Annotated in this window: 11 protein-coding genes and 1 tRNA gene; 5 read left to right on the top strand and 7 right to left on the bottom strand. The window is 35.8% G+C overall.

Features of this window, described 5'->3' with window-relative positions; translation table 11 throughout:
- Positions 1 to 232: 232 nt before the first annotated feature.
- The 3 genes from HWV54_RS01550 to HWV54_RS01540 all read right to left on the bottom strand — a co-directional run bounded on the left by HWV54_RS01550 (position 233) and on the right by HWV54_RS01540 (position 4,127).
- The gene (locus tag HWV54_RS01550) at positions 233 to 484 is read right to left on the bottom strand and encodes a GlsB/YeaQ/YmgE family stress response membrane protein (RefSeq protein WP_005864861.1); all 252 of its coding nucleotides are present in this window, start codon (positions 482 to 484) and stop codon (positions 233 to 235) included.
- 663 nt (positions 485 to 1,147) lie between these two features.
- Entirely contained in the window at positions 1,148 to 2,839 is a 1,692-nt protein-coding gene (locus tag HWV54_RS01545; RefSeq protein WP_005864862.1) for a Na/Pi cotransporter family protein, read from the bottom strand.
- Positions 2,840 to 2,909: 70 nt separating this feature from the next.
- Positions 2,910 to 4,127, bottom strand: a complete 1,218-nt coding sequence (locus tag HWV54_RS01540) for a mechanosensitive ion channel family protein (RefSeq protein ID WP_005864864.1) — start codon at positions 4,125 to 4,127, stop codon at positions 2,910 to 2,912.
- Positions 4,128 to 4,260: 133 nt separating this feature from the next.
- On the opposite strand from HWV54_RS01540, the gene dnaG reads away from it, so the two are divergent.
- From dnaG to HWV54_RS01525, 3 genes are all read left to right on the top strand, one after another.
- Complete coding sequence (dnaG, locus tag HWV54_RS01535) at positions 4,261 to 6,198, top strand: DNA primase (protein ID WP_005864866.1); 1,938 nt, start codon at positions 4,261 to 4,263, stop codon at positions 6,196 to 6,198.
- Between the two features lie 340 nt (positions 6,199 to 6,538).
- Complete coding sequence (gene rpoD / locus HWV54_RS01530) at positions 6,539 to 8,551, top strand: RNA polymerase sigma factor RpoD (RefSeq protein ID WP_005864868.1); 2,013 nt, start codon at positions 6,539 to 6,541, stop codon at positions 8,549 to 8,551.
- A 275-nt stretch (positions 8,552 to 8,826) separates the two neighbouring features.
- Positions 8,827 to 9,288 carry a YcgN family cysteine cluster protein gene (locus HWV54_RS01525; RefSeq protein WP_005864870.1) on the top strand — a complete coding sequence of 154 codons (462 nt, stop codon included), beginning with the start codon at positions 8,827 to 8,829 and terminating at the stop codon, positions 9,286 to 9,288.
- Between the two features lie 38 nt (positions 9,289 to 9,326).
- Here the strand turns inward: HWV54_RS01525 and HWV54_RS01520 are convergent, their stop codons facing one another.
- On the bottom strand, positions 9,327 to 10,064 hold the full coding sequence (locus HWV54_RS01520) for an SIMPL domain-containing protein (protein ID WP_005864872.1): 738 nt from the start codon (positions 10,062 to 10,064) through the stop codon (positions 9,327 to 9,329).
- Positions 10,065 to 10,234: 170 nt separating this feature from the next.
- Here HWV54_RS01520 and HWV54_RS01515 point away from each other — a divergent pair.
- Positions 10,235 to 10,311: transfer RNA gene (locus HWV54_RS01515), tRNA-Ile, on the top strand.
- Positions 10,312 to 10,805: 494 nt separating this feature from the next.
- On the opposite strand, the gene HWV54_RS01510 is transcribed toward HWV54_RS01515, so the two are convergent.
- Positions 10,806 to 10,985, bottom strand: coding sequence for a YegP family protein (locus HWV54_RS01510; RefSeq protein ID WP_005864874.1), 180 nt, complete (start codon positions 10,983 to 10,985; stop codon positions 10,806 to 10,808).
- 405 nt (positions 10,986 to 11,390) lie between these two features.
- The gene (locus HWV54_RS01505; protein WP_005864876.1) at positions 11,391 to 11,933 is read right to left on the bottom strand and encodes a helix-turn-helix domain-containing protein; all 543 of its coding nucleotides are present in this window, start codon (positions 11,931 to 11,933) and stop codon (positions 11,391 to 11,393) included.
- Positions 11,934 to 12,268: 335 nt separating this feature from the next.
- Here HWV54_RS01505 and HWV54_RS01500 point away from each other — a divergent pair, with 335 nt between their 5' ends.
- Positions 12,269 to 13,321, top strand: coding sequence for a DUF475 domain-containing protein (locus HWV54_RS01500; protein WP_005864879.1), 1,053 nt, complete (start codon positions 12,269 to 12,271; stop codon positions 13,319 to 13,321).
- 243 nt (positions 13,322 to 13,564) lie between these two features.
- On the opposite strand, the gene pncA is transcribed toward HWV54_RS01500, so the two are convergent.
- Entirely contained in the window at positions 13,565 to 14,173 is a 609-nt protein-coding gene (gene pncA, locus HWV54_RS01495) for a bifunctional nicotinamidase/pyrazinamidase (protein ID WP_005864881.1), read from the bottom strand.
- Between the last annotated feature and the right edge of the window lie 48 nt (positions 14,174 to 14,221).

Here is a 14,221-nt window from a genome sequence, read left to right as displayed (position 1 = left end):
AAACTTAAAATAACACCGCTGTTCCTGATGCTATAAATAAGCTGGAGTATATTAGTGGAGGTGGTGAGTTATAAAGGCTTTTACCATTATTTTTGGTTCATGATGTAATGATGGTGATGCAAAAAGATTGTGATTTAAACATTCAACCATCATTCCCCTTTTTACGACTTTTAAAGTTATACCAGAAAATTTCGATTTTTTCTTTTAGCACTAACAGGTATTTTAAAATGCTCTATGATCGAATTTTTTGTCCTATCCATATAAGAACGCAGGCTCCTATAAAACCTGAAATAAGATAGCCAAACCACCCAGCAAAGCCCACGCCTAAAAATCCAAAAAGAAAACTGGCTAATGCTGCTCCAATAATCCCTAAAATAATGTTTAGAAACATTCCTGTTTGGCTTTTCATAAGACACTGTGCAGCACATCCTGCAAGGCCACCGATAATAATAGCTGCAATCCAGCCGATGTTTGCGTCTTCCATTCTATTCTCCTTTGCCTGAATCTAAACTGTTAGTTCTAACTAGAGTAAGCTTTGTAAAGGTCAAGGTTCGCTTTGTTGCCTAAGAAGAGGATATTCCTGGTGAAAACTTCGTTACAACTTTTGTTTCTCTGTTTCTCAACTAACACGTATATTGGACACGTGAGGTATATATCTATAAATAAAATATAATAACTCTTTATTATAGTATCAAAAAGTTCTGAAGTTAGCAATCATTTTACGTAAAAAGAAAAAAATTCTACAAAGTACTTTGGGAGAATAAAAGTGTGTTTATTAGTAGATTTCTTGCTAATTCCTGTTAAGAGTTTTGTAAAAAGCTAAAATGTTATGTACAATCAAAGCAACAAATAGATACTCAAGAAATTTAAAAAGAAGTCAGCTAATACAATATCAATAGCTTTTGAAATGATGTTAAAAAATATTTCTGTTTAGTGCTTTGTAAAATGTTGAGCAGCTTGAAACAGTCAAACATTGATACAATCTATTGCAATTCTACAGGTATTTGCGTTTCTGATAGTACGTTTTTTTCTTGATGATGATATTGTGGAGTAAAGCCTTTACAAGAGTATTTATTGAGTCAGAACATTTGAATATACACAATTTAGTGGTCTATATGATTCGTTTATCATTCAAATATTTTCGAAGTCAAGATTTAGCTGTTTGTTGTTCAGAAGGATTGCGCAGGCGCGAACTTTGGAGAAGTCCTTGTGCTTCTAAAATTGGGTAGATCATTGAAGTTAAAAGGGAGTTAATCTGTTTTAGATCGCGTACAGTGTCAAGATGAAGGCTAGACGATTCTACATTTTTAAGATCACCTTCACGAAGGCGTTTAAAATGCTTTAAGCTCATCTCTTTCTCTAAATTTCGGAGCTGATCTTTTTTCTGCACTAGTAAATGCGCGGTGTGTGTGTCATGTGAGACAAGAACATTAAATGCGATATGCGCATTGGCGAGAACAATGGAGTGGAAACGAAGGAGATCATTCCATTCGTCGTTGCTAAATTGTATACCCTTTTGTTGTTTCTTTTTAACCAGCATAAGCATATTATGAATAATAATATCTCCTGCTTGATCTAATTTTATACAAGTTCCTAGAAGTTCTTGGGTTTGAAGGGCTTCTTCATCAGACAATTTTTGTCTGGCTAATCGTGCGAGATAAAGTTTGATTGCGATATGCTTTTTGTCTAATATAGTGTTAAGCTGGTTGAGTTCACAGATGATGTCAGGGTCAGGTTTTTCATAAAGTCCCATGATTTTTTCTAGCATGATATCTACAAGATCACAAATATGGATGACTTCACGCATGACATTAGAAAGTGCTAGAGTTGGACGTTCAAGAACGCTATCATCAAGAGCTGTTTGATCAGATAAATTAAGTATTTTATCAGTTTGCGTTTTTTTTGTATTTGTATGGACAATTTTAGTGGTCAGTTTTAAAACCCATTTCGAGAGGGGGATTCCAGCAAGGAGAATGAAAACATTGAAAATGATATGGGCGTTAATAACTTGAGCAGAGGCTTCATGACCAAGCCATGTGATTGGTGGTTGAAAGGAAAGAAATAAGATAAGGACGAGGATTGAACCGGCTCCACGCATCAGTAAATTTCCCAAGGGAACGAGACGAGTATTAGGAGGTGCGCTGCGTGTTAAAAGTGGTGCTATAAGAGAAGAACCAAAATTAACGCCAAGGACCATGACAACACATAGTTGAGCATGGATAAGATTATAGTTTGCAAAATTGACCAGCAAAATGATTCCCGCAATGGATGAGTGCAAAAGATAGGTCAATGAAGCTGCTAGCAAAAAAGTGGAAACAGGATCGGTTGAGAGATAACGAATAATACTAGGTAAAATTGCGCTATCACGTAAAGGTTCTGTAGCTGTGCTTATCATTTGTAAAGATAAAATCAAAAGGCCAATACCTATGACAATACGTCCTATTTGACGCCAATTACGTTTTTCAGTTGTCATGAAAATACAAGTACCAATTAAAAGACAGAGTGGCACAACGATTGTAAGATCATAGGAGAGAATTTTGACAACTAATGCTGATCCTAATTCTCCTCCACGTACAGCCATGAGTCCCGCTAATCCAGAGACAAAACCAGACTCAACAAAAGAACCAACAAGGAGCGTTATTGTTGTAGAGCTTTGTAAAATCATTGCTGAAAAAAGTCCAAAACTTACAGCAAACAATGGTTTGGAAATGAAATGACGCATTTTATATCTAAGCTTATCACCATAGGCTCGTTCAATGCCTGTGCGCACCATGCGTGTAGCCCAAAGAAGTAAAGAAATAGCGCCTGCAAGATGAAGGAGTACCACTGAACCATTCATGACACTTTTTCTTTCTCTGTTGTTATAAATATGGTTGATCTAAAAAATTGACGAATTGAGTCTTATAATTTTACTTTTCTGTCGCTTCTAATACATGACGAAAATCATAGCCACTTGGATTTTGAAAAATCTTTAAACCAAAACTGGGAAGAATGGAATAAAGATGGTCAAAAATATCAGCTTGAATTTGTTCGTATTCCAGCCAAACAGTTGTATTGGTGAAGCAATAGATTTCCAAGGGTAAACCATGTGGTGTAGGAGGTAATTGTCGTGCCATCAATGTCATGTTTTGTTCGATGTTGATATGCTTTTTTAGATAAGCAAAAACATAAGCACGGAAAGTTCCAATGTTGGTTAAACGGCGGGTGTTAGCTAATACGTCGTGATTTTTATCTAATTGTGTATTCCATTCATTGATTTCTGGTATTTTTTGTGCGAAGTAATTTTCTAACAAATTAAATCGGGAAAGATATTCTTGTTCTTTTTCTGTGTGAAAACGGATACTTGATTGGTCAATGAAGAGGGATCGTTTAATGCGTCGTCCACCAGCTTCTTCCATTCCACGCCAATTCTTAAAAGGATCAGTCACTAGTTTACGAATAGGTACGGTAGTGATTGTTTTATCGAAATTTTGTACTTTAACAGTATGAAGCGCGATTTCAGTGACATCACCATCTACATCGAGGCTAGGGATTTGAATCCAATCGCCGACACGTATCATATCGGTGGATGAAATTTGGATACCTGCAATAAGAGAAAGCAATGTATCTTGAAAAATCAACATAAGGACAGCGGCCATTGCACCAAGACCGGATAAAAGAATAAGAGGTGAGCGGTCAATCAATGTGGCTACCATTAAAATTGCAGCTACAGTAAAAAGCGCAATTTTAGCGATTTGAATATAGCCTTTTATTGGTTTTAATCGTGCTGCTGGTCTTTGTTCATAAAGGGTATTTATAACATTAAGAAAAGAAGAGATGGCTAGAACAACAAAAAAAATAATGAAGGCGTTCGCAACATTGCATATAATAGTGCTGAGATCATGAGGGAGTGTTGGAATAACATTGATCCCGATTGAGAGAATAAAGGCTGAAACAGTATTAGCTGTGTATTGAATGGTGTGTTCAATATCAATGGTTGTAGCTTTAGGAAGAAAAGAAGAAAGCCGTTTTACTCCGTGAAAGAGGAAGTGTCGTGCTAAAAAATTGACTAAAAGTGCAATGATGATAAGAATAATAAGCCAAACAATAGATTCTAGCAGTGGATATTGAACAAGAAATTTGATCACTTTTTCATTCTCCATTTCTGAAAGATATGCGGTTCGGGCTGTAAAATCTTTAACCGCTTAAGAGGAAATATTGGAATTATGCTCTAAAGTCGTTAAATATGCAAAAAAGAATTTTAAAACTCTGTGAGAGATAATGCGTTTTTCGCCTGATTTCCTTGATCAGCTTCGCACCAGGTTACCAATTTCAACAGTTATTGGACAAAGGGTGGTGTTTGATCCTCAAAAAAGCAAGCCTTCGCGAGGAGATTTTTGGTGTTGTTGCCCATTTCATGGTGAAAAAACTCCAAGTTTTCATTGTGATGATCATAAAGGCCGCTATTATTGCTTTGGTTGTGGTGTAAGTGGCGATATTTTTACTTTTCTTTGTGAGCTTGATGGATTGCACTTTTCAGAAAGTGTAGAGCGTTTGGCTGATTTTGCGGGGATAAAGTTACCTCTTTTTGATTCACAAAGTCATAAACGGCAAATGGAAAAAGCTAGTCTTTATGATGTTATGAAAATAGCTACGGATTTTTTTCAACATAGCTTGCATGATAGAGAAGGTATCCAGGCGCGTCGTTATCTTGATGAGCGTGGTGTAACACCAGAAATCGCAAAACGTTTTCGGATTGGCTTTGCTCCCATGAGACGTACAGCTTTGAAAGAAGCTTTAAGCGCACGTGGGGTTTCAATAAAACAAATGGAAGATTGTGGGCTTCTTAAATTGGGTGAAAATAATGCTGCTTCCTATGATCGATTTAGAAATCGTGTCATATTTCCTATTGAAGATTTACGCGGTCGTGTTGTGGCTTTTGGAGGGCGTGCGTTAGAGGAAGATACACCGGCAAAATATCTCAATAGCCCTGAAACAGTGTTGTTTCATAAAGGAGATATGCTTTACAATGCAGCAGCTGCTCGTAAAAATAGCCGCTCTGTTAGTGATGAAAAAGTTCGTTCACTCCTTGTGGTTGAAGGTTATATGGATGTAATCGCGCTGACTAAAGCTGGTTTTGAGAGAGTGGTAGCATCTTTGGGGACAGCATTAACGGAAGCGCAAATTAGGCTTTTATGGCAGATAGATTCTGATCCCATTTTATGTTTTGATGGAGATGACGCTGGTTTAAAGGCTGCTTTTCGTATTTCTGATCGTGTGTTGCCTCTTTTAAAGGCAGGGGTATCTGTTCGTTTTGTTTTGTTGCCACAAGGTAAAGATCCAGATGAAATTATTCGTGCTGGTGGTGCACAACTTTTTTCCTCTTTTTTGCAAAAAGCAATTTCATTGGTTGAGCTTTTGTGGTGGCGTTTTACTTATGGAAAGAATTTTGAAACTCCAGAGATGCGAGCGGCGCTGGAAAAACAACTGAAACAGCAAATTTTTACAATTAAGGATGAAGATCTACGTCGTTATTATTTACAGGATATAAAGAAACGGCTTTTTGATTTTTTTCGTCCTTTTTTTTCGAAAAAAAAATCTGCAGGATACCATCATCAGTTTTCCCAAAATAGAATATTTAAAAATCAATCTTTTTCTGTTTTGGCAAATTCCGACATAGTGCGCAATTCGTCTCAATCTATTCCTCTGCGTGAAGCAGTTATTTTATTGATTTTAGCTTACTATCCTGAGTTATGGTATGAAAATTTTGAAGTTCTTGCTGTGTTGGAATTACAAAACACACAATTGGTATGTTTGCATCAAACCATGTTGGAAATTCTTGGGAATCAGCAGTTTCATGATAAAAAAACAATGATTGAGCTCTTAGAAGGAAGAGGGCACAAAGCTTTGTTAGAGCGTATGAGATGTCTTGTGCAAAATATTGGTATGCGTACTGTCTTTGTTGGAGCTCCTATAGAAGATGCTCGTGCTATATTAAAACAGGCTGTCTACTTGCATCTTCAAGAATACCACCTACATAAGAGATTAAAAGATATTGAAGAGCAACTCATAGAAAATCCTAAGAGTGAGGTTTTTGATCTGCTTCGTGAGATAAAAAGTGAGATAGAGCAGATGCAAGCGACGGAAGCATTAATTGAAGGATTTGGAAGTCGGTTGGATGAAAAAATAGACGGGAATAAGCAAGATACGATAAAATGATTCGCTTTTTTGATGCGAATCAGTCACCTAAGGCTTAGTATGAAGAAGTTTATGTAGAACGAAATTTTTATAAAGAATGGCGACTAAATTTTAAGGAAAAGCGGGAAATTGGTCCTTACTATATGGTACAGAGATTATCTCAGAAAGGCTGAGAGGTATCGGGGAAACTTCTGGAGTTTTCCCGCGTTTTTGTGTGAATGAAGGGTGTATATAAATGTAGTCTTTCAAATAGTAATTTCCTCTAAGAGGAGGTATATTATGAGGAACTATTAGTCGCTTAAGTGAGAACGCAAAAAGCTGGTCACGTGGAAGCTGTGTAGTGATCAAGTGGAGTTATAGAATGGCAACAAAGGTTAAACAGAAAGATAATATGGAAGTAACAAGCCAAGTGAATTTGGATAGTCCTCTTCTTGATTTTTCTGATGATGCCATCAAGAAAATGGTTAAACTTGCCAAAAAAAATGGTTACGTGACGATGGATGAACTGAATGCAGTTCTTCCTTCTGATGAGGTTACATCCGAACAAATTGAAGATATCTTGGTGATGCTCTCCGAGATGGGTATTAATGTCGTGGATGATGAAGATGAAGTCGATTCTGAACATTATGACGAAGAAGTTACGGTAGAGGGTGGCGATTTAGTAGAGGCCTCTAGCCATGCAATTGTAACGACAACGAATAAGCGTGAGGTAATAGATCGTACTGATGATCCGGTACGTATGTATTTACGTGAAATGGGAGCTGTTGAACTGCTTTCGCGGGAAGGTGAAATTGCCATTGCTAAGCGTATTGAAGCAGGGCGTGAGACAATGATTGCAGGGCTTTGTGAAAGCCCCTTAACTTTTCAAGCTCTCATTATCTGGCGTGAAGAATTGAAAGAACAGCGTATTCTTCTTCGTGAGATTATCGATCTTGAAATGACTTATGCTGGTCCAGAAGCCAAGCAAGCTCCTGTTATTGAACGAAGTGAAGTTGAAAAAATAAAAGAGGCAAAATCTTCATCTAGCATGTCTGATCTGGAGTGTATGGCCAGAGATATAGGCATTGAAGAGGAAGAGGAAGAGGAGGATGACGTTAATTTATCACTTGCTGCAATGGAAAATGAACTCTGTCCTCAAGTCATGGAAACATTGGATTTTATTGCTGATACTTATGTAAAATTGCGAAAATTACAAGATCAGCATGTTGAAAGCAGTTTGGCAGAGCGTAGAGAGGGAGCTCTTTCGCCTTCTCAGAAGAAAAAATATATTCAATTAAAGAGTGAATTGGTTCAAGCCGTGAAATCTCTTTCTTTGAATCAAAATCGTATTGAATCCTTGGTTGAACAGCTTTACGATATCAATAAGAGATTGATTCATAATGAGGGGAAGCTTAAGCGAATTGCAAATAATTATGGTGTTGATCATGAGGATTTTTTAAAAGAATACCAAGGTCGTGAATTGGATGCAGATTGGATTAATTATATTGCAACTTTGTCGGGGCACGGTTGGAAAGAATTTTCGATGCGTGAAGCTAAAGAAATTCAGAATTTACGCAGTGAAATACAGAATCTTGCACAAGAAACAGCTATTTCGATTGCTGAATTTCGTCGGATAGTGACACAAGTACAGAAAGGTGAGCGCGAATCAACAATTGCTAAAAAAGAGATGGTAGAAGCTAATTTACGTCTTGTGATTTCAATTGCAAAAAAATATACTAATCGCGGGCTGCAGTTTCTTGATCTTATCCAAGAAGGCAATATCGGTTTGATGAAGGCAGTGGATAAGTTTGAATATAGGCGTGGATATAAGTTTTCAACTTATGCAACATGGTGGATTCGTCAAGCAATTACACGCTCAATTGCTGATCAGGCTCGTACCATTCGTATTCCTGTTCATATGATTGAAACAATTAATAAGATTGTTCGCACATCACGTCAGATTTTGCATGAAATTGGACGTGAACCCACGCCAGAGGAATTGTCTAGTAAACTTTCTATGCCGCTAGAAAAAGTGCGAAAAGTGCTTAAAATTGCAAAGGAACCGATTTCACTTGAAACACCTGTTGGTGATGAGGATGATTCCCATTTAGGAGATTTTATTGAGGATAGGAACGCATTATTGCCTATTGATGCGGCTATTCAAGCCAATCTGCGTGATACAACAACTCGCGTGCTCGCTTCATTAACACCACGTGAAGAACGCGTTTTGCGGATGCGTTTTGGTATAGGGATGAATACTGATCACACGCTGGAAGAAGTTGGCCAACAATTTTCAGTTACACGCGAGCGTATTCGTCAGATTGAAGCAAAGGCGCTTCGTAAGTTAAAGCATCCCAGTCGTTCACGAAAGTTGCGTAGTTTTCTTGATTCTTAAGTCTAATAAAGCCCGTTGATTTTTTCATGAGCATAAGGAAGCTTTCTTTGTGCGAAGGCATTCATAAAAGCTACTTATATTTGCATGTAGATGTATGAAAAATTTCATTAGATATATTCCATTTTCATTAGGCTGGATTTTAAAAAATATCTTGAAGCAATGTACTGAATATATGGTGTTTAAATAGATAAAAAATGTGTGAAGTTATAGAGATTAAATTTTGTTTATTTTTCTTTTTGATAGATTTCCTTGTTTGAAAAAGTTAGATTGATTGTATGAATGAAGAAGCTCCCTTTTGGAAAGTAAAAAAATTAGAAGAAATTTCTATTTCTGAATGGGAGAGTCTTTGTGATGGCTGTGGGCGTTGTTGTTTGCATAAGGTGCAAGATGATGAAACTGGTGATATCTATGCTACCAGTGTAGCATGTCGTCTTTTAGATGCAAAGACTTGCCGATGTCGGGATTATGTTCATCGTAAATTAATTGTTTCAGACTGTATATCGTTGGATATTGCAACGATTAAAACAGCTCGTTGGCTTCCAGAAAATTGTGCCTATCGACTAATTTATGAAGGACAAGACCTTCAATGGTGGCATCCGTTAGTGTCTGGAAATTGTCAGACGGTACATCAAACACAATTTTCTGCACGTGAACAAATAGAAATTTATGAAGATGAATTATCATCTGAAGATGATTATCTCCAACATATCACCGGTATTCTCTGTGAAGGCCGGTGATAAGACCATTTATGCAGTGATTGGTAATACTACGTAGTTTAATCGATAGCAAATACTACGGTAACACTAACATTATAATTTAGTTCACCACCTAAAAAATTTGTATCTGCGTTGCTTGCATATGCTGCTCTGCTTCTAAGGTGTGACCTTGAATGATAGCCATCATCATTTTCATTGATTTCAATAATTTTCCCTAATTTTAAATTCGCTGCTTGTGCTATAGTTTCTGCTTTCTCAATGGCTTCAGCGATAGCTTTTTTACGTGCCTCTTGATAAAAAGGTTTTATATCGGCGTTGGTAAAGGTGATATCATTCACTGAGTTAACTCCAAGCGCAATTGCTTGATCAAATATTTTACCAGCATTGGCAAGGTCACGAATACGCACCGTTAAAGAATTCGTAACATGATATAATTTCTCATTGTTCTTTTTTTCGTGATGTTTATCGGGGTTAGATTGGTAAATGGATAAGCCTGATGTTTGTAAGTCATTTGTCTGAATGCCATTGTTCTTAAAAGCATTTACAATATCATTCATAGATTTATTATTAGCAGTTAATGCTTTTTGGGCTGTTTTGTCATATGTAACAATTGCTAGATTAATAATTGCCATATCTGGTGCTGCTTGGCTTTCGCCAGTGGCAGTGACTGTAATTGTTGCATTTTTCGTTTTGCTTTCTTTAGCGTGTATGGGAAGTGAGCAAGCTAGCAGTACGAGTGCCATAATAGCTATTTTAATTCTATAATGATTCAACGGTTGGAAAATTGTTTTTGTCATATCTATTCCTTTGTATTTATCAATTTACTACTTTCTCATTTTTGAAAGTTTTTGTAAAGAAATTAGGGCATTAGAAAAAAAAACGATAGAAAAGAGAAAAAGATGGGTTATAATCCAAGTCAGCTCTTGTGTCATAGGGCGTTTTAGTTTAGAGAAAAGCAGCCTATGTGGGGCCTGTAGCTCAATTGGTTAGAGCCAGCGGCTCATAACCGCTTGGTTGGGGGTTCGAGTCCCTCCAGGCCCACCATTCGATGAAATAAAGAAGTTAGAGAAACTTTGAGATCTGTATCTTTTGTTATTTTGATTTTTTTCTGTTTATCTTAAATCTTTTTTCAGTATTGTGATTGTCTATTATGAGGGCTATCTGCCATTTGAGTGTAGAATAGTGCTACGCTTTCTTGCGTTTAATCAAAAAGGTTTTTATTTACGAAATCATCGTATCCATTTTGTTGATACATGTTCTTATTCACTTTTTAATTTCTTTTATGTTACACTCTTTATGAGACAGAAGAAAACTGTCTTGGATAAGTTTATTACTGCTTTTTTCGCAAATGAATGCTTTACCCAAATTTAAGACAAATTTTAATTTTTTTGTGTGTTTAGCCAAGATCAGAAAAAATTTATTTTAATTAGCTTTGAGAGGAAATCATTCTATTATTGTTTGTGATGGAAGTGTAGTGTGAAGTTCCAGATATAACTCCAATCTCAAATTAAGAAATTGTGTCTCAATGGTAAAGGATGTTAAAATTGTAATTCTCTAATAAGAGCTTTATGCGTAATTTCTTTTATCTGCTCGATATTCATCAAAATGTCTTGTTTTGTTGGATAACCCTTACTAGAAAAAGCAATTTTTTGTTCATCTTCTGAAATTAAACGCCAATACCACTGATTATGAACTCCTTGAAATACTTCAAAAAACATGCTTTCCACCTCATAAAGTAGCCGATAATTTACAGGATAAATACTCAACTAATATGACTGTAAGCTAAGTCTCTATAGTAAGTAGTCAATATATTCCCTTTCATTTTTTTGAACAATAATCTCTATGGTAAATATATTTTGTAACAAGAAAATATTATTGTCAATAAATTACAAATAGTATTTTATACTATGAAACTAGTTTTTTTTAATTTAACTATGCTCTTCATTCGATTCCAAATTAGAAAAAAATTCTTTTCATTATTATTGGATAGATATCTTTAATTGTTTTACTAATAAATAAATTTTATATGGTACATTAATGACTAGCAGCACGGAAAAAATAAGAACACTTCTTTCCGTACTGATAAAGTTTAGTTGTTTTGTTACCTCGTGTGATAAGGATATTTATTGCTTAGCTATAATCTCTTTTTGCGATACGCCACGAATGAGTAAATCAATGAACACGCTAAGAGTATAGGAATTGGCCATTTTTGCTTTCATATCGATCAGAGAGGATGCTGCTTTTGAGTTAAAACTATTATTAGACAGGTCTTGTTTTGATAAATATTTCTGCAATTTCTGATAAGAATTATCGATTTTTTCTTGATTTCGTTTTTCGTTACGGTCACTTTTAGCAAGAATTTTTTCAAGTTTCTCAATTTTTTTTATAAAATAGTTCCAGTCAAAATCACCTTTCGTATATTCAGTGTCAAACATTTTTCCCTGACCAGTTAAGAGCCAATTAATATTGACTCCGTATAATGTGCGGTATGTTTGTAAGACACTAAGATTGGGTTCCCTTTCCCCACGCTCATAAAAAGCAATGGAGTTTTTTGTCATGCTAAAACTTTTAGCTAGTGCTTCACGTGATGGATCCCCTAAAGCAAGGCGTACATAACGTAAACGTTTTCCAAATATAGTTTTTGATTCAGTTTCAGGACGTGCCACGAATTATCTCCCTCAGTAAATCATCATGGTATAGACTTTGACCGATAAAGGCACACTATGTATTAATATCTCATGATGTAATGTCAATATTTATAGCTTTATTTTTTTTAATTTTAGTGGATAGAGAGTGATTTTTGATTTGTTGTATTGCATATTATTTAAGATTAGTATTCATCTTATAAAAAACAATAAAGTTATCGGTTCTTCTCTTGTTTTTTTTGCAGAAAATTCCAGATAAATCCTCCGTGTGGATTCTATCTATTCTCGCATTTTAATAAATGCAATTTTTTGATTTGTGCTGCAGTATATTAGAAAATAAATTTTGAGGAAAGATCATGGCCTTGTTGGGCTATTTTAGATGGGCTTTTTTTTTCACAATTGTTGGCGTCTTTATGGGAGGAGCTATTGGTTGGTTTGAAACGAGAAGTGTTACAGGCATTCTTAAATATTTTTTTATTTGCTGTGTTTTAGGAATTTTAGAAATTTCTTTATCCTTTGATAATTCTATTATCAATGCTCGTGTTCTTGAAAAGATGGATCCGTTATGGCGCCGTCGTTTTCTGCTATGGGGTATTTTGATTGCTGTATTTGGGATGCGGATTGTTTTTCCGTTATTGATAGTTGCTGTTGCTGTTGGGATTAGTCCAATTGCAGCGGTAAAATTAGCTATATGGGAACCACAGCAATATACCGCAATCTTAATGGATGCTCATGTAGGAATTGCAGCTTTTGGAGGAACTTTCCTCATGATGGTTGGTTTAAGGTATTTTTTTGATCCTGCAAAAGAAGTGCATTGGCTCACTTTTATAGAGAAACCAGCTCAAAAGTTTGGGGCGCTTGTTGGCATTGATATTGCTGTTGTTTTGACTTTGATATTATTCTTTTCAGGGCAGATTATAACAGAAGATAAAATGATTTTTTTATTTGCTAGCCTTTATGGGCTGTTGGCGTTTATAATTGTGGAAGCCATTGGTTTGCTTTTAGATACTCCAAAAACGACTTTAACTACAGTTACCAAAGGGGGGATAGGTGCTTTTCTTTATCTAGAATTTTTAGATGCCAGTTTTTCTTTTGATGGTGTTGTTGGGGCTTTTGCTTTCTCACATAATCTTTTTATAATCGCAATTGGTCTTGGGATAGGTGCATTTTACGTTCGTTCTATGACAATTATATTGGTCGAATCAGGGATATTGTTGCATTATCGTTATTTAGAGCATGGTGCTTTTTACGCGATTTTGGTACTTGCAATAATTATGTATCTGCAAACCATTCTATCGGTTCCTGAAGTGCTAACAGGACTTGTAGGGGGGGGGATTATAGGAATGGCATTTTGCTCCTCTCTTCGTTTTAAACGTCACCAGTCGGATAGACATGTTGTGTCTAAATAAATTAAAATTTTTTATACGTTATACAAGAAGATCAAGGGGTTAATTTCTAAGAGGATTCATCTTTTTTTAGTTGGATGAGAGCTTTGTGTGCTATAAACTTTATTCTTTTCAAGTTGCTCTCGTAATAAATGAAAAAGATTACTCATTTTAGAGTAAGGTGTGTGTATAGAAAACATTTCAAAAAGATACGCGAATACGTTTTCATGGGTTATCTTGTTGCAAGAACAGGATGAAAGAGGTGTTTTAGGAAGTCATTAAGAGCTTTATACCTGATTCGTTCATCGTTTTAAGCATTGTGTTAAGTGATCCGTTTAGATCAATACCAGCACAAGCATTTAGTAAAATGCTGACTTTAAAGCCGCATTGGACAGCGTGAAGTGCTGAAAATCCTACACAAAAATCGGTTGCTAAGCCACACATAGAAAGCTTTGTAAAACCACGTTCTTTGAGATACGCTTGTAAGCCTGTTGATGTTTTTTGATCATTTTCAAAAAAGATGGAATAGCTATCAATTTTTTGATTATAGCCTTTTTTAAGGATGAGTTGCACCTTCTCAATTTTTAGAGAAGTATGAAATTCTGCTCCGTGTGTTCCTTGTATGCAATGATCAGGCCAAAGTACTTGGGTGCCATAGTCAAGTTCAACTGTATCATAAGGTGTTTTTTCAGGATAGGAAGAAGCAAAACTACAATGTTTTCTGGGGTGCCAATCTTGGGTTAAAATGATATGATCAAAATGGTCTATCAAATTATTGATAGCCGGTAAAATGGTATCGCTTTGTGGCACTGCAAGTGCTCCACCTGGTAAGAAGTCATTTTGAACATCAATGACGATTAAGGCTTTTTTTTCCATGCATATGTTCCTATAGAAGACTCTTAGTTTTTATACTATCTTGAAAAG

The sequence above is a fragment of the Bartonella alsatica genome (assembly GCF_013388295.1).
GTDB classification, from domain to species: domain Bacteria; phylum Pseudomonadota; class Alphaproteobacteria; order Rhizobiales; family Rhizobiaceae; genus Bartonella; species Bartonella alsatica.
The sequence above is the reverse complement of the archived record's forward strand: the minus strand, read 5'-3'. Positions and strand labels throughout refer to the sequence as shown.